Source organism: Allosphingosinicella deserti, assembly GCF_003012735.1.
Lineage (GTDB): Bacteria > Pseudomonadota > Alphaproteobacteria > Sphingomonadales > Sphingomonadaceae > Allosphingosinicella > Allosphingosinicella deserti.
The window spans coordinates 273,831-289,700 of the sequence record NZ_PXYI01000004.1; the positions used below are offsets into that span (position 1 = coordinate 273,831).

The following is a 15,870-nucleotide window of genomic DNA, read 5'->3' on the forward strand; positions in this document are numbered from 1 at the left end:
TCCGGCTAAATGGGGCAGGGCCAAGGGTCAGTGCAAGGGGAAAAGTGCCATATTTCACTAACACACCTGGCCGACTTCGGGTCAGGATCGTCGCAGCGGGACGATGTCTCCGCTCGTCCGATGCGCCGACAGCACCGCTGCGATCCGCGCCGCGACGTCGGCAATCCGGTAAGGTTTCTTCAGCAGCCGGTCCTCGCTGAGCTCGTCGCCGAACGTCTGGATGTCAGCATAGCCGCTGGCGAACAGGACCGGCAGATCGGGCCGGATCTCGCTGGCGCGCGCGGCGAGCTCGACACCGTTCATCCCGGGCATGGCGACGTCGGTGAGCAGCAGCGAGAAATTCTGCTGTTCGAGCCGCTTCAGCGCCGCTTCGCCGCTCGGTTCGGCGATGACGTCGTAGCCGAGCTCCTCCACCATCGCGGCGGCGACGAGCCGGACGTCGTCGTCGTCGTCGACGACGAGGACGCGGGTGCGCGGCGCGGGGCGGATCTCGATCTGGCGCGGCGCCTCGCTCTGGCTCTCCAGCCGGGTGCGCGGAAGATAGATGGTGACCTTGGTGCCTTCGCCCTCGCGGCTTTCGATCCGGGCGGTGCCGCCGGATTGCTTGGCGAAGCCGTAGAGCTGGGCGAGGCCGAGCCCGGTGCCCTTGCCCTGTTCCTTGGTCGTGAAGAAGGGCTCGAACGCCCGGGCGAGCACGGCCGGGCTCATCCCGCTGCCGGTGTCGGCGACCGCGATCGTGACATATTCGCCCGGCGAGAGCTCGGTTTCGAGCGGCGTCGGCACATGTTCGAGGTTCGCAGTCGAGATCGTCAGCCTGCCCCCGGAGGGCATCGCGTCGCGGGCGTTGATCGCGAGGTTGAGGATCATCACCTCAAGCTGGGTCGGATCGGCGAGCGCCTGCCAGAGATTGGGATCGAGGCGGGTCTCGACCCGGACGTGCGGGCCGATCGAGCGGGCGAGAAGATCGCCCATGCCCGAGACGATCTCGTTGGGCTGCACCGGGGTGGGCGAGAGGCGCTGCCGCCGCGAGAAGGCGAGCAGCTGGCCGGTGAGGCGGGCGCCGCGCTCGCCCGCTTCGAGCGCATTGCCGGCGAGCCGCCGCAAGCGCTCGTCGTCGGTGCGGCGCAGCAGCAGATCGAGCGAGCCGACGATCGCGGTCAGCAGATTGTTGAAATCGTGAGCGATGCCGCCGGTCAGCTGCCCAACCGCTTCCATCTTCTGGGCCTGGAGGAGCCGGCTCTCGGCCTTTTCGCGCTCGGCGATCTCCGCGGTCAGCCGGTCGTTCGCGGCAGCGAGATCGCGGGTTCGCTCCCTCACCTTGGCCTCGAGCGAGCCGGCAAGCTCGCGCAATTGCGCCTGGGCGGCCTCGAGGTCGGCGAGATGGCGGGCGGCGAGGCGCTGGCGGCGACGGCCGCGCAAGGCGGCCCGCGCGGCACTGATCAGCGAGGCCGGATGAAGCGGGCGTTCGAGGATGGTGACGTTGACGAGTTCCTCGATCGCGCGCGAGCCCTGGCGGGTCTCGCCGCGCCGGGTGAGCAGCACGAACGGAAAGTCCGACCAGGGCGGCTGCCGCTCGATCGCGTCGCGCAGCCTTGTCGGATCGATCCGCGACAGGGCATCGTCGGTGATGATCGCGCCGGCGCCGTTGCCGCTGGTGAGCGCCTCGAGCAGGGCCTCGCCGTCATTGTCGCCCTGCCAGGCGAGCCCGGCGCTGCCGAGCAGGTCGCCGACCACCTTGGCATCGCGCCCCGACGGGGCGATCACCAGGAAGACATCGTCAGCCGCGCCGGTCACTGCGCTCTTCGATCAGTTGGGCCTCGCCCTCCAGCACTGGAACGCCGGTGAGCACGCCGCGGAAGCCGTCCAGCGTATCGCCGACCTGAAGGCCGCCGGCGTCGATCATCAGCTCGCGGATGGTCGATTCATGCGCACCGGTGCGCTTCTTGAGCATCGACAAAGCGCGGCGAATCCTTCCCTGCGCCTCGAAGAAGCGAAGCAGGATCACCGCGTCGGAGAGATAGGTGAGATCGACCGGCGACTGCATCTGCCCGACCATCCCGCTCTGCGCGAGAATCAGGAAGGTGAGCACGTTTTGCTGGTTCAAATAGGTGACGATCTCATGCATCTGGAGGAGCATGTATTTCTCGTCGGCCATCGCATGCTGGTAGCCGGTGAGGGAGTCCAGCACGACGATGCTCGTCCCCGATCCCACCTGTTCGCGCAACAGCGAGGTGAGCTCGCCCGGCGAGAGCTCCGCAGGATCGACCTGGCGGAAGGTGAACAGGCCGCTTTCGAGATGCGCGCCAAGATCCATTCCGAGCCCCGAGGCACGGCGCATGAACACCCGCTCGGTCTCGTCGAAGCTGACCACCAGCACCTTTTCGCCGCGCTCCAGACCGGCGAACACATATTGCAGCGTCAGGGTCGACTTGCCCGATCCGGAGGGACCAATGATCAGATTGGCGGTGCCGTAATCGAGTCCGCCGCCGACCAGCGCGTCGAGCTCCGCGATGCCGCTTTTCGCCTGTGCGTCTAGGTGGCCGCTGTCGGGGTGGGATGCGGCGACCAGACGCGGGAAGATCCGCATGCCCCCGGTCTGGATCGTGATGTCGTGATAGCCGCCCCGGAAGCCGCGACCGCGCATCTTCCAGATCCGCAGCCGGCGTCGCTCCGAGCCATAGCCGGCGGCGGTCTGATCCAGCCTCAGCACGCCGTGGGCGAGGCTGTGCAGGCTGAGATCGTCGGCGGTCTGGGTGAGATCGTCGAGGAACAGGACGGTGCATTTGCGCTGGGCGAAATAATGTTTGAGCGCGAGCACCTGACGGCGAAAGCGCAGCGGTCCCTGCGCCAGCAGCCGGATTTCGGACAGGCTGTCGAACACGACCCGCGCCGGCGCGACCCGCTGTACTTCCTCCATGACCATGCCGACGGTTTCGCCGAGCTCCAGATCGGAGGCGTAGACGATCGACTGCTCGCGCTCGGAATCGAGGCTGAGCTCGGGCGGCACCAGTTCGAAGATCTCGATCCCCTCGAGATCCCATTGATGGGTGCGGGCGACGTGGTGAAGCTCGTCGCGGCTTTCGGACAGGGTGATGTAGAGGCAGCGCTCGTTCTTGCGTTTGCCTTCGAGCAGGAATTGCAGGCCGAGCGTCGTCTTGCCGGCGCCCGGCTCGCCCTCGACGAGGTGGACCCGGTTGGCTGCGAATCCGCCCGCCAGGATATAATCGAGTTCAGGCAATCCGGACGTGACCGGTCCGCCTTCGTCGACCAATTCTTCTTCTCCGCTCATTCTTGCTCCCCGCAGCCCGCCCGCGACGCGCCCCGGGACAGCGGCGCGACTAACATATGTCGCCGAGACGAAACAGATCGTAGGTTGTGAGGTTCCCAGTCACGCTCGAACCTCGAGCCGTTCGAGCACGTCATCACGCACCTTGCCGGTAAGTCCCGGGACTTCATCGAGCTGGCGCAACTCGGTAAAGCCCCCGCGCTCCTCGCGATAGCGAACGATTTCGTGGCCGTGACCTTGCAGGCCTTCCAGCGCATCGAGTTCTTCCTTGGTCGCCTTGTTGATGTCGAGGGTCATGGGTCAGAGATCCGGCAAGATCTGGCTGGCCTCTCCCCAGCCCTGGAGTGCGCGGCTGGACGCGCGTTCGAGCAGCAGTGCGGCATCGCGCACGGTGAAGCGCGCGCCGCTCTGGAAGTCGTCGAGCTCGTCCCAACTGATCGGCGCGGAAACTGGCGCGCCTTCGCGGGCGCGGGCGGAAAAGGGCATGATCGCGGTCGCACCGCGCTGGTTGCGGAGGTAATCGAGGAACATCCGGCCCTTGCGCTTGGCCTTGGCAAGATTGGCCGTGAATCGTTCGGGCTCGGCGGTGGCGAGCGCGATGCAGAAACGCTGGGCGAAATCCTTGACCTGCGGCCACTCGGCCTCGGGCGTCAGCGGCACGACGACGTGGACGCCCTTGCCGCCGGTGAGCAACGGAAAGCTCTGCAGACCCATGTCGGCGAGGTAGCGGTGCAGATCCCGCGCCGCCCGCTTGGTCTCCGCGAAATCGAGGCCTTCGTCGGGATCGATGTCGAAGACCAGCCGGTCCGGCTTTTCGATGTCGGCGATCGGCGAGCCCCAGCCGTGAAACTCGATCGTGCCCATCTGCACGCAGGCGATCAGGCCGGCGACCTCTTCGACGAACACATACTCTTCGCTGCCGCCATTCTTTTCGGTGATCCCGATCTGGTGAACATCTTTGCCGAAGCTTCCGGTATTGTGCTTCTGGAAAAAGCATTTCTTGTCGCGGCCCTGCGGACAGCGGACGAGGCTGAGCGGCCGGTTTGCCGACCAGGGCATCATCAGCGCGCCGACCGCTCGATAATAATCGACCAGTTCCTGTTTGGTGACGTTGGCATCGGGGAAGATCACCCGCTCGGGATTGGTGATCTTGATCGTGTCGGCGGGCGCTTCGGGAATGGGCTGCGGCAGCTCGCGAACGACTTCGCGCGCCGGCTTGTCGCCGCGCAGGCCGAGGAAGCTGCCGTGGCGGATCACGCCTTCGGAGGTGAATTCGGCGAAGGCGATCTCGCAGACCAGCTTCGGCTCCACCCAGTGCGCACCGCGCGCCTCCGCGCGGGGCACCGCGGTGGGCGCGGTCTTGACCTCGATCGGCCTGAACTTCGCAAGCAGGTCCTGGATCAGCGCCATCGAGAAGCCGGTGCCGACCTTGCCGACATAGCGCAAGGACCCGCCTTCGTTGACCGCGAGCAGCAGCGAGCGAAAGCCCCGTGCCTTGGCGTCGCTCGGGGTCCAGCCGATGATCACGAATTCCTGGCGCTGGATGCACTTGATCTTGAGCCAGGTCTTGGTGCGGGTCGAGCGATAGGGTGCGTCGGCGCGCTTGGAGATGATGCCTTCCTGGCCGGCCGCGCACATCGCCTGGAACAGCTCCTCGCCATGGCCGACGATATGCTCGGCGTAGAGGAGGGTGGGGGGCTTGCCTTCCCCGACCAAAGTCGCGAGGCGGCCCTTGCGCTCGATATTGGGGAGGCTCGACACGTCCTCGCCGTCGATCTCGAGTGCGTCGAACAGGAACAGGGTCAGGCCGCGGCCGCCCTCGCTGATCGCCTGCTGGAGCGCGGAGAAGCTCGACGACCCCTTGTCGTCGAGGCTGACGATCTCGCCGTCGAGCAAAGCGGAACCGACCTCCAGCGACGCCGCAGCGTCTACGATTTCCGGGAACTTGTCCGACCAGTCGAGGCCTGAACGCGTATAGACCTTCGCCTTGCCGCCGGCGATCGCGAGCAGGCAGCGATAGCCGTCATATTTCATCTCGTGGATCCAGCCGGACCCGGAGGGCACGTGATCGGCGAGGGTTGCCTTCTGCGGCTCGCGGAAGGCGGGGAGGGCGGCCGCCTTTGATCCTCCTCGAGCTTTGCTCGGGGAGGGGGACCGCGCCGCGGTGCGGCGGGGTGGAGGGGCAATTCGGCCCCTGGTTGTCTCTACATCAGGCTTCGAACTGCCGCTGGTGCCGTTCGGCCCTCTACCAGCCTTCGGCTGGTCCCCCTCCCCGAGACGAGCTCGGGGAGGATTAAGCCCCGCCAGCCAGCTCTTCAGCTCCTTGGCTTTCGCCTCAGAGGCGATTTCCTGCATCGTTCGGCCGGTCTTGATGCTGGTGAGAAAGCGCTCGGTGAGGGCCATCGCGCCGCCGGCATGCTCGTCGGTGACCTTCTTCAGGATCCAGTTCTCGCCGCGGTCGCGCGGACGGCCCTTCATCCGGATCATGATCCACTCGCCCTGCATCCGCTCGCCGTCGAGGGTGAAGTGGAGATGGCCTTCCTCCAGCGTCTTGCGCGGGTCCTTGCCGGGATGGGGGATCCAGATGCCGCGATCCCACAGCATCACCGTGCCGCCGCCATATTCGCCCTTGGGAATGATGCCCTCGAAGGTCGCGTAGGACAGGGGATGATCCTCGGTGCGGACGGCGAGGCGCTTGTCCGCGGGATCGAGGCTGGGGCCGTTCGGCACCGCCCAGCTTTTCAGCACCCCGTCGAGCTCGAGCCGGAAATCGTAATGAAGCCGGGTCGCGTCGTGCTTCTGGACCATGAAGCCATGACCCTCTCCCCAAGAGAGCGTGTCGAACGTGCCCCGGGGCTCCGCGGTTTTCGCGAAGTCGCGCTTCTGGTTGTAGGTTTCGAGCGGATCGGCGGGTTTGGCCACGGCTTACGCGCGCTTCCTCGCAGGCGCGGCCTTTGCAGGCGCCGCCTTGGCGGGCACCTTCTTGGCGGGTGCCTTGGCCGCGCCCTTTGCGGCGGCCTTCTTCGCCGGCGCCTTCTTGTCCTCGCTTGCCGGGGCCGCCCCCGGTTTCTCGATCGAGCGCTTCAGCGCCGCCATCAGATCGATGACGTTGGTGCCCTTGGCCGGCGCCTCTTCTTCCTCTGGATGGATGGTCGCGCCCTTGCGCTTGCGTTCGATCAGGTCCTGGACCGCCTCGATATAGCGGTCGTGGAACTTGGAGGCGTCGAAATCGGCCGTCTTGCGCTCGATCAGGGTCTCGGCGAGGTCGAGCAGATCCTCGTCCGGCTTGGCATCGGAGATGTCGCGGAAATAGTCGCGCGCCTTGTTGACCTCGTCGGCGTAGCGCAAAGTCTCGAGCACCAGGCCGCGCCCGCACGGCTTCAGGCTGACCAGATATTCGCGGCCGCGCAGCGCAAGCTGGCCGACACCGACCTTGCGTGTCCGCCGCAGCGCCTCGCGAAGCACGATGAACGCTTCCTCGGCGAGATCGTCGGCCGGCACGACGTAATAAGGTTTCTCGTAATAGAGGACGTCGACTTCGTCATAATCGACGAACTGGGTGAGCTCGAGCGTCTTCTTCGATTCGAGCTTCACCGCCTCCAGCTCCTCGTCGTTGACGAGGACGTAGGAGCCTTTCTCGTACTGGAAGCCCTTGACGATGTCTTCCGGGTCGACCGGGCCGACCCCGGGCACCACCTTTTCGTACTTGATGCGCTTGCCGGTCGGTTCGTGGATCTGGTTGAACGCGATCGCGGCGCCGCTTTTGGTCGCGCTGAAGATCTCGACCGGGATCGAGACCAAAGCGAGCCTGATCTGCCCCTTCCAATATGCGCGTGCGGCCATCGAACATGCTCCGGATCGATTCGTTTCCGATTCAATCGACGGGAGGGTCGCGGGTTCCTTCTTACCGGGACGGAGGTGCCGAGGTCGCTCCGATGATCGACACGTCAACCCGTCGTTCCCCCGCATTTTCGAATACGAGCGTGAGCGCAAAGGTCTGGCCGCGTTGCAAGGGGCGGTTCAATCCGGCCAGCCAGACGTGCAATCCGGCGGGGTTCAGGCGCACCGTGGCGTTGGCGGGAATATCGATCGAATCGAGGTACTTCATTCCCATCGCGGCGCTGCCGCCTTCCATCGTCATGAGATCGGTCTTTCGCGCCAGGGGCGTAGAGGCGCCGATGAGCCGGTCCGCGGTGCGCGATCTGACGGTCATGAAAACAGCGGCATTCGCCGATTGCCCGACGGTTTCCCGTGACCAAGCATCCGTGACTTCGAGTGCAGCCGGCCGCGTGCAGGACGCAAGCGCCGCGGTCAGCACGATCGTCCAGCCCCAACGTCTCACCAGACCTCTCCTTGTACGTTTTCCTGATGCCTCGTCGGCTTACGACAACGCGCGCCGCCTCCGACTGCTTGTGGGAGCAGGCACCGGTTGCTAGGCTGACGCTGAAGCAATGGGAAGCGGGCTCTCATCATTTAAGGCGGGTCGGAGCATAGACCGGCGGCTGTTGCTGCGCGGCGCGCTCGGCGTTGGGGCGCTCGCCGCCCTTGCGCTCCCGGCGCGCAGGCTGCTGTCGCCCGACGAAGTCGCCGACCCGCTGACCGTCGGCGGCCTGGCCGTGACCTGCAACCTGACGCTGCCGATCGCCTGCGCGGCCAATGAGGCCGCGAACCCGTTCGGCACCCGCGACGCGGCGCAACTCGCCTTCGGCTACAGCCGGTACAATGGCTGGCCGGAGCTGAAGGAATCGCTGATGTCGGGCGACGTTCAGGCGGCCTATATGCTCGCTCCGCTGGTGATGGACCTCGCCAGCAAGAATGTGCCGGTCAAGATCGTGTCCATCGGCCACCGGTCGGGTGCGGTGATCATGGTTCACGCCAAATCGCCATTTCGCCAATTTCGTGACCTTGCGGGCAAGCGCATCGCAATACCGAGCCGCTTTGCAGTCGATTTCCTGTTCCTGCGCAAGATGCTGGCCAATGAGGGGATGACTCCGGACGATGTCGACGTGGTCGAGATGGCGCCCGCGGACATGCCGGCCGCGCTCTACGTGAGAGGGATCGACGCCTATTGCACTGGGGAGCCGTTCGGGGCAGCGGCGCAGAGCGCCGGCTATGCCCGGGTTCTTCGGATGACCCGCGACGAGTGGCCCCGATACATGTGTTGCGTGCTGACCGTTCGCGAGGAGTTGATCCGGACGAACAGACCGGTGGTGCAGAACATGGTCAATTACGTGCTGGCGGCCGGCAGATGGCTCGATTCCCGGCCGGAAAACCGCGAAAAGGCGGTCGAGATCGCCGCCCGGCCGCGATTCTTCAACCAGGATCCCGCGATCCTCCGCTTTGTCATGAACAACCCGTCGGACCGTGTGACCTATGGGGACTTGCGAATGGTTCCGCGAGAATTCGACGAGCTGATGGGGCTGGCCGTGGCGGCCGGCACGCTGCCCCGCCCGGTCGCTTACGCCCGCTATGTGGACGAGAGCTTCGCGCGCGCGGCACGGCCGGCGTCGATCGCGTTGTGACGGCACCGCGCGCGCCGACTTTCGTCGCCGTACTGGCGCTCGTGCTGCTGCTGGCCGTGGGCGCCGCGACGTTCCTTCCGCATGGGCCCGCGCCGATCGAAGGGCTGCGCGCAGGCGCCTACGAGCCGCCCCGCGCCGCCCCGGACTTCTCGTTGCGCGGTTCGGCCGGAACGACCGCGGCGCTGGCGCCCCATCGCGGCAAGGTCGTGCTGCTGACGTTCGGCTTCACCAATTGCGCAGCGGTCTGTCCGACGACGCTGTCGACACTGGCGCAGGCCCGCCGCAGCCTCGGCAATGCCGCCGATGCGGTGCAGGTGATCTTCGTGACCGTCGATCCGGAGCGCGACACGCCGGCCGGGATGCGGGCGTATCTTGCCGCGTTCGACAAGAGCTTCGTCGGCGCCACCGGTGACTCGGACGCGCTCGCCGCGGTGCGCAAGGCCTATGGTGTCACGGCCGAACGGAACGGCACCGGCTCCGATTATGCGATGGTCCATACCTCGTCGATCTTCCTGATCGATCCGGCCGGGAGGCTGCGTGCGATGATGCCGTACGGGCGCGATCCGGCAGACTTCGTGCACGACATCAAGATGCTGCTCGGGCAGGCCTGACCTCATGCGGGTCCGCTCTTCCCAGGCGCGCGGGAAACGCAGCCGCATCGCGGCGGCCGTGGCGGCGTTGCTCCTCCTCGCCGGGCTGGGCTGGGCTGCGCTGGCGCCCGTCCACGCGGCTTCCCGCGACGAGAGTTTCGAGATCCCGCCGGGTACGTCTGCGCGCCGCCTTGCCGGCGGGCACGGCGAGATCCTGCCGCAAACGATCCGACTTACGCTGGGGCTCAACGACGTTCTGGTGCTGAAGAACCGGGACGCCGCGCCGCACATTTTCGGCCCGACGCTGATCATGCCCGGCCAGACGTTTCGCATGCCGTTCTCGATGGCATCGACCTATAGTTTTCTGTGCAGCGCGCATGCCGACGGGCAACTCACGATCATCGTTGACCCGGCACCCACGCCGGGCTGGAAACGGTTGCGCTGGCGCTGGAATGAATGGATCGGCAAACGGTGATCCGACACGCCGGCAATCACGCCGAAGGACGGGCGGAAGGACAAAGGGGGGACGGTGAGGGAAGTCGATAGCAAGCTCGTGCGGTTCGCGGCGCCGACGCTGCTGATCGGATCGCTGATCGCCTTGTGGTGGATCATCGTGGCGAGAAGCGACAGCGCAATATTCCCGACGCCCGGGGAGGTCGCCACGGGGGCGTGGGCGCTGGCCAAGGACGGTACCTTGTGGCAGCATATCGAAGCGTCGCTGTTCCGGGTCGAGATCGGGTTCGGCCTCGCCTTCCTGATCGGCGTTCCGCTCGGCCTCTGGATGGGCTGGGTCTCGGCGGCATTCTACACGCTCAATCCGCTCTTCCAGATGTTGCGGCCGATTTCCCCGATCGCCTGGATCCCCGTCGCCATTCTGTGGTTCGGAGTCGGCGACTTCTCGCCGATCTTCCTGATCTTCATCTCGTCGGTATTTCCGATGATGGTGCAGACGATCGTCGGCGTTCGAACGATCGACCGGCGTTACCTCCGGGCTGCGGCGAACTTCGGCGTCTCCCGTTGGACGCTGTTCCGCCGCGTCGTCATCCCTGCGGTGTTGCCGGAGATCATCGTCGGAATGCGCATCGGGCTCGGCGTCGCGTGGCTGGTCGTGGTGGCCGCGGAGATGATCGCGCTGAATACCGGCCTCGGCTATCTGATCATGGATTCGCGAAACGCAGGCAACCGCTACGATCTCGTCATCGCAAGCATGATCATCATCGGCGTGATCGGATTGCTGCTCGACGGCATCACGCGCCTGCTGGAGCAGATGGATATCGTGAAGTGGCGCTATGTCCGATAAGAAGATCGTCATCGACCGGATCCACAAGAGCTTCGGCGCGCTTCCGGTCGTCGAGGATGTCTCGTTCGACGTCCGCGACGGCGAGTTCGTGGCGATCGTCGGCCCCTCGGGCTGCGGCAAATCGACGCTGCTGAACATCATGGCGGGCTTCGAGCGTGCGGACCGGGGAGCGATCCGCATCGACGGCGTCGATCGCGTCGGCCCCAGCCGCAACGGAATCATGATTTCCCAGCACGGATCGGTGTTCCCGTGGCTGACCGTGCACGCGAACCTCATGTTTGCGCTGAGCGGCACCAAGCATCGCAACCACCGGGAGCTAGCCGACCGCTATATCGAGATGGTCGGACTCGCCGGGTTCGAGCAATCCTATGCCCACGAATTGTCGGGCGGCATGCTGAAGCGGGTAGAGATTGCCCGCGCCCTCGTGGTGAAGCCCGAAATCCTGTACATGGACGAGCCATTTTCGGCTTTGGACGCCCTGATGAGCCTGAAGATGCAGACCGAGCTGCGGCGCATCCTGGACGAGGAGCGTCACACGGTGCTGCTGATCACCCACGACGTGGAGGAGGCGATCTTCCTTGCCGATCGAATCCTGGTGCTGTCGCAGCGGCCGACGACCATCCAGACCACGTTCGACGTGGAGCTGCCGCATCCCCGGAAACTCTCGGACCCGAGAGCGCAAGAGCTTCGCGAAGCGATCCTCAAGGAGTTGGGGCTTTAAGCCAACGGCTGCGCGGGGGCACGCTGTCCGGGTGTCTTCCTTCGACGGCGCAAGCCGGTCGCGCGTTGCCGATCCTTGCTCTCGCCCGGCAACGCCGTCGTCGCCCGGAAGGCCGGATCGATCTCGTCAGTCCTTTGAATCCGTTGCGCGACGTCTCGCCATCTTGACCAGCAGGGTGTCGGCGATCCCGGGCCGTGCCCAGGGACAGACGGCGATGCACAGGCCGCAGCCGGCATTGTCGGCGAAGTAGGGGATGCAGGTGTCGAAATCGACATACCACCGCTCGACCCCGCGCACCCACTGCTTGGAGTCGCCGATCGCGCCAGGTGGGCAGGCGTCGGCGCAGATACGGCAATGGGTGCAGAAATCGTCGGCGCCGAAGGCGTCGCTATGGCCGAAGGCGAGCGGCATGTCGGTGGTCACTCCGGCAAGGCGGAGGTTGGATCCGTAGGTTCGATTGATTAGCGAGCCGTGCTTGCCGAGCTCGCCCAATCCTGCCTCGATCGCCGGTGGGATCAGCAGCAGCGCCGAGGCGCGCGGACCCGGGAATGCGTGCGCCGAGAAGCCCTGGCGCCGGATCCAGTTGGCCAGAGCGAACGCCGTGCGGGTGCCGCGGGCATATTGCCGGCCGACCTCGGCGATGCCGGTCCCGTTGTCCGGCGTGCTCGGGAGCTGGCGCAGCCGCTCATAATCGTGGGAGACGCCCAGGATGATCACGTTCGGCTCTTCGATCGAATAGCCCTCGACGACATGGTGGTCCTTCAGCGGCGTGGCGCCGAACAGATCGGCCTCATTTGCGAGTGCGAATTCCCGCGCCAGCGTCGTCCACGCCTCGGGTGTCCGCGCCGCCCGCTCCGGCGCGATCGGCTCCAGCGGCGGATGGTCGTAGGCGGCGGCGAAGGCATTGCGCGCTTCCTCCGTCACCCGGCACGACGCGCCGGCCAGCGCCTGCACGGCGCCGAACGGGTGCTGATCCGCGGGATGCCAGAACATCGGCGAGGCACGCCGGGGCTCCCGCTCGCCAAGACCGTTGATCGCGTTCCCTGAGGCATCGGGCATCGCGGCGGAAACGGCGGCTGACGGTGAATAGGAGCGCGGGGCTCGGCGCGGCATCTTCGCTCTCCTCACAGATCGACGGCGGCGCGCACGCCGAACTGGCGCGGCGGCAGCGGCACAACGAAGAGGTCGCCCCCCAGTAAGGGATCGCTGGACGGGAAGCTGTAGTCGAAGCTGTCGAACACATTGTCGACATAGGCGGTGAGGCGCAGGCCGCGCCGGCCCTCGTAGCTGACGCTGACGTCGACCCGCTCGTAAGCGGGAGCGGTCAGCTGATCGCCCGAACGCGATGCCCGCGTATTGTCCTGATAGGTGATCGCATCGACATACCGGTATTCCGCATGCAGTGCGATCCGCCGGCCCGTGCCGAGCGGCACCGCATAGTCCGCGGCCGCGAACAGCGTCGTCTCCGGCACGTTCTCGAACGGGGTGCCGGAGAAGTCGGTACGATCGGCAGCGGTGAACACCCGCACGAAATCGTCGAACCGCGACCGGGAATAGGACGCCGATCCGCGCAGCTGGAGCCGATCGGACAGAGTGGCGACGAACTCGGCCTCGACTCCGTCGACATGCGCACGCGCGGCGCTTTCGACGACGCTGACCGGGGTCGGCCCGCCGGTCGGGATGACGTTGATCAATTGCTGGTTGCGGATGTCGATGTGGTAGAAAGCGAGGTTGAACGTCGCCCGTCGGTCGAACAGGCGGGTTTTTGCGCCAATCTCGTAATTCTGCGACGATTCATCCTTGTACGGCAGATTGCTCGCCGCATTGCCGGGGAAGCGGTTGATACCGCCCGCCTTCCAGCCTTCCGCGTAGGTGGCGTAGAGCAGGATGTCGGGATCCGGGCGGTAGGCGATCGAGCCTGTCCAGGAGACGTTGTCGAAATCGTCGCGGGCGTCCCGCACGACCGGCTGGACGGAGTTGATTGGTGGGCCGAACACCTGGATGCGCTGCCCGGTGCCGACCACCGTCTCGTGCGACCAGCGCCCGCCGGCGCTCGCTTCGATCGTGTCGGTGACATGGTAGATCGCGTTGGCGAAGGCGGCGACGCCGTCCCGATCGTCCCGGTAATCCTCGTAGATGTAGAGCGCGGCCGGGAAGGGGGCGACACCACGACCGACACGCCGATCGCGCCGCTGGTCCTGCCGCTGATCGAAGACATATCCGCCGACCAACCAGTCGATCGACCCAGCGCGTCCGTTCAGCCGCAGCTCCTGGCTGGCGAAGCGCTGCTGGATTGCGACGTCCAGGGTCGCGCCTCGAAAGCTTTGCGGCGTTTGCGCAAGCGGCGGGGAGGCGGGCAGGGTCACCGGATTTTGCGCGGTGATGCGACTGTCCATGTCGGTGAACACGTCGGAGCTCGTGTAACGAACGCCGCTGATCGAGGTCAGCGTCACGCCGCCGCCGAGCTGCGCGGCGACGTTGAGCTGGCCGCCGCGGCTGTCCTTGCGGTCCGGCGCGTCCTGATCGACCACGCTCTCGTAGCGGCGGGTGGCCAGGCGCACCCCGCGGATCGCCTCGTTATAGTCGCGGTCGCTCCAGTCGCCGATGAGGGCCACGTCGATCGAATCGCTCGGCGCCCAGCGCAGCGTTCCCCGCACAGCGCTCTGGCGGAACCAGTCCTGCCTGCCGCCGCCGACGATGTTGCGAAGAAAGCCGTCGGAGCGGCGATGCTCGGCGGTGATCCCGGCATAAAGCTGCGCGCCGATCTGGCCGCTGATCGCACCCTGGAGCCTGTAGCTGTCGAACTGCGCAGCCTCCAGGAGGAGGCGTGCGCGCAGATCCGGTCCGGGCATGCGCGTTACCAGATTGACCGCGCCGCCCTGCGTGTTGCGACCGAACAGGGTGCCTTGCGGACCTCGCAGCACTTCGACCCGGTCGAGATCGAGGAAGCTTGCGTCGAAGCCCATCTGCGGAAGGTACATGCCGTCGACGAACACCCCGACCGCCGGCTCCAGCCCGGCGTTGAACCCGACGCCCCGCATGGTCAGGTAGGCGAAGTCGGCGCTGTTGTTGACGCTGCCGGGCGCCGTGAACAGCCCCGGAACCTCGGCGGTGAGATCATTGACGTCCTGCACGCCACGCCGCTCGAGCTCGGCACCGCCGACCGCCGTCACCGCCATCGGCACGTCCTGAAGCGTTTCGGCGCGCTTGCGCGCGGTGACGAAGATCTCGTCCGATGCGTTCGCGACCGCGCTGTCGTCCGCTGCGTGCGCAGCTGTGTCGACCGGCGCGTCGCCGCTGTCGGCCAGAGCAGGCGATGAGCAAAGCGTAAGCAGTGACAATCCGCGAAGAAGCGGCTCCAGGATTCGTTGCATTCGGCATTCCCCTGCACCCGGACTTCCGGGCCCCGCAGCGATGATTGGGGCGGGAAATCTCGTGCTGACAAGGCCCCTTTTCCTCGTTGGCCGACGATTCCCGGCGCTGGCCCGGACTCTGTGGCACAGCGGGCACAAGGTAGGTACGTGCCTACACTGTAATCGCAGACCGGGAAGCCGCTCGGGCGATCATATTCAGCGGGGCATCAGACTGCAGGCGTCCGAATCCACGGGCAGATCTGCCGGCGCGCCGAGCTCCGGCAAGCTGCTCCCGCCCGTTGCCTGCGCTGCAGGTGACGGGCGCCCAGGAGCATCGACGCCCGGCGCGTCAGGGCGACCAAGCGGGGCAGGGCGCGTGCGGTGCACCCGATGGTCCCTTCTCGCGCGGGCTGCCCTCGAAGTCTGCAGGCACGCTGTACTTCCTTGAGGAAAGGGCCGGAGCGCTGATGTCAGCGCGAGGTCAGCGCCTGCGGCCGAACAGTGCGGGATTGGCGATCGCCAGCCCGCTGCCGAAGACGATCGCATCCTCGACAAAGCCGGTTGCAGTCTGGCCATAGCGGCGCATCCCCCATTTGCGGGCAGCAAGCCCGAGGTAGGACGAGGCGATGGCGGTGCCGACCGCAACGGCGGCACCCAGTGCCCGCCTGTCACGCGGTGCGAGCGCGGCGCCCGCATAAGCGGCGGTTATGCAGCGTACGGCAAGGCCGATCGGCACCGTCCGGTCGGGCGCGGTCTTCATCTTGTCGCCCGCCATCTCGGCTGCCGCGAATGCGGCGGTACCCGCCGCGATCACCGGATTCAGCATGAGGCTCTGGAGCGGCAGCGCGGCTGGAATCTCCTGGCCGCGCGTGGCGGTGGCGATCACCGCGAGCGGCGTCATGCCGCGTTGGCCGGCGACCAGCCCGATGAGAAAGGAACGCAGCATGGATGTTCTCCGATAAAGATCTTGAGCGTCGCCGACCCGGGCCCGGGAAACCCGATCGGCGAACGCGCGACCTGGAGAGCGGACGATGAACCAGCTGTCGAGGAACGTTGTGCCGACGCCCTTGCTCCACGGCTTTTCAGCCACTCCTGCAC

General features: G+C 66.3%; 14 protein-coding genes. 5 read left to right on the top strand and 9 right to left on the bottom strand.

The annotated features are described in order from the left end of the window. Positions 1-81: 81 nt before the first annotated feature. From C7I55_RS13415 to C7I55_RS13440, 6 genes are all read right to left on the bottom strand, one after another. Entirely contained in the window at positions 82-1,794 is a 1,713-nt protein-coding gene (locus C7I55_RS13415) for a response regulator (protein WP_106513491.1), read from the bottom strand. Beyond that, complete coding sequence (locus tag C7I55_RS13420; protein ID WP_106513492.1) at positions 1,778-3,289, bottom strand: ATPase domain-containing protein; 1,512 nt, start codon at positions 3,287-3,289, stop codon at positions 1,778-1,780. The genes C7I55_RS13415 and C7I55_RS13420 overlap by 17 nt, the downstream gene beginning before the upstream one ends. Before the next feature lie 99 nt (positions 3,290-3,388). Continuing rightward, positions 3,389-3,583: a ComEA family DNA-binding protein gene (locus C7I55_RS13425; RefSeq protein WP_106513493.1), complete on the bottom strand. Its 195-nt coding sequence runs from the start codon at positions 3,581-3,583 to the stop codon at positions 3,389-3,391. Positions 3,584-3,586: 3 nt separating this feature from the next. Next, the gene (gene ligD, locus C7I55_RS13430; RefSeq protein ID WP_106513494.1) at positions 3,587-6,208 is read right to left on the bottom strand and encodes a DNA ligase D; all 2,622 of its coding nucleotides are present in this window, start codon (positions 6,206-6,208) and stop codon (positions 3,587-3,589) included. A gap of 3 nt (positions 6,209-6,211) precedes the next feature. Further along, positions 6,212-7,129, bottom strand: a complete 918-nt coding sequence (gene ku, locus C7I55_RS13435) for a non-homologous end joining protein Ku (protein ID WP_106513495.1) — start codon at positions 7,127-7,129, stop codon at positions 6,212-6,214. 61 nt (positions 7,130-7,190) lie between these two features. Then, a complete protein-coding gene (locus C7I55_RS13440) occupies positions 7,191-7,604 on the bottom strand; it encodes a copper chaperone PCu(A)C (protein ID WP_158266415.1) in 414 nt (137 codons plus the stop codon). Positions 7,605-7,791: 187 nt separating this feature from the next. Here C7I55_RS13440 and C7I55_RS13445 point away from each other — a divergent pair, with 187 nt between their 5' ends. From C7I55_RS13445 to C7I55_RS13465, 5 genes are read left to right on the top strand one after another with little or no spacing between them, the layout of a single operon-like run. Further along, entirely contained in the window at positions 7,792-8,808 is a 1,017-nt protein-coding gene (locus C7I55_RS13445; RefSeq protein WP_199192822.1) for an ABC transporter substrate-binding protein, read from the top strand. Continuing rightward, complete coding sequence (locus C7I55_RS13450; RefSeq protein ID WP_199192823.1) at positions 8,805-9,419, top strand: SCO family protein; 615 nt, start codon at positions 8,805-8,807, stop codon at positions 9,417-9,419. The genes C7I55_RS13445 and C7I55_RS13450 overlap by 4 nt, the downstream gene beginning before the upstream one ends. Before the next feature lie 58 nt (positions 9,420-9,477). Continuing rightward, positions 9,478-9,873 carry a cupredoxin domain-containing protein gene (locus C7I55_RS13455; protein ID WP_199192824.1) on the top strand — a complete coding sequence of 132 codons (396 nt, stop codon included), beginning with the start codon at positions 9,478-9,480 and terminating at the stop codon, positions 9,871-9,873. Between the two features lie 54 nt (positions 9,874-9,927). Continuing rightward, positions 9,928-10,698 (top strand): ABC transporter permease, encoded by a 771-nt coding sequence (locus C7I55_RS13460; protein WP_199192825.1) that lies wholly within the window; start codon positions 9,928-9,930, stop codon positions 10,696-10,698. Continuing rightward, positions 10,688-11,419: an ABC transporter ATP-binding protein gene (locus C7I55_RS13465; RefSeq protein ID WP_106513498.1), complete on the top strand. Its 732-nt coding sequence runs from the start codon at positions 10,688-10,690 to the stop codon at positions 11,417-11,419. The genes C7I55_RS13460 and C7I55_RS13465 overlap by 11 nt, the downstream gene beginning before the upstream one ends. A 126-nt stretch (positions 11,420-11,545) precedes the next feature. Here C7I55_RS13465 and C7I55_RS13470 read toward each other — a convergent pair whose 3' ends face one another. The 3 genes from C7I55_RS13470 to C7I55_RS13480 form a co-directional block, all read right to left on the bottom strand. After that, a complete protein-coding gene (locus tag C7I55_RS13470) occupies positions 11,546-12,532 on the bottom strand; it encodes a 4Fe-4S dicluster domain-containing protein (RefSeq protein WP_106513499.1) in 987 nt (328 codons plus the stop codon). 11 nt (positions 12,533-12,543) lie between these two features. Further along, on the bottom strand, positions 12,544-14,793 hold the full coding sequence (locus C7I55_RS13475; RefSeq protein WP_106513500.1) for a TonB-dependent receptor: 2,250 nt from the start codon (positions 14,791-14,793) through the stop codon (positions 12,544-12,546). A 460-nt stretch (positions 14,794-15,253) separates the two neighbouring features. Then, positions 15,254-15,718, bottom strand: a complete 465-nt coding sequence (locus tag C7I55_RS13480) for a DUF4126 domain-containing protein (RefSeq protein ID WP_106513501.1) — start codon at positions 15,716-15,718, stop codon at positions 15,254-15,256. Positions 15,719-15,870: the final 152 nt, after the last annotated feature.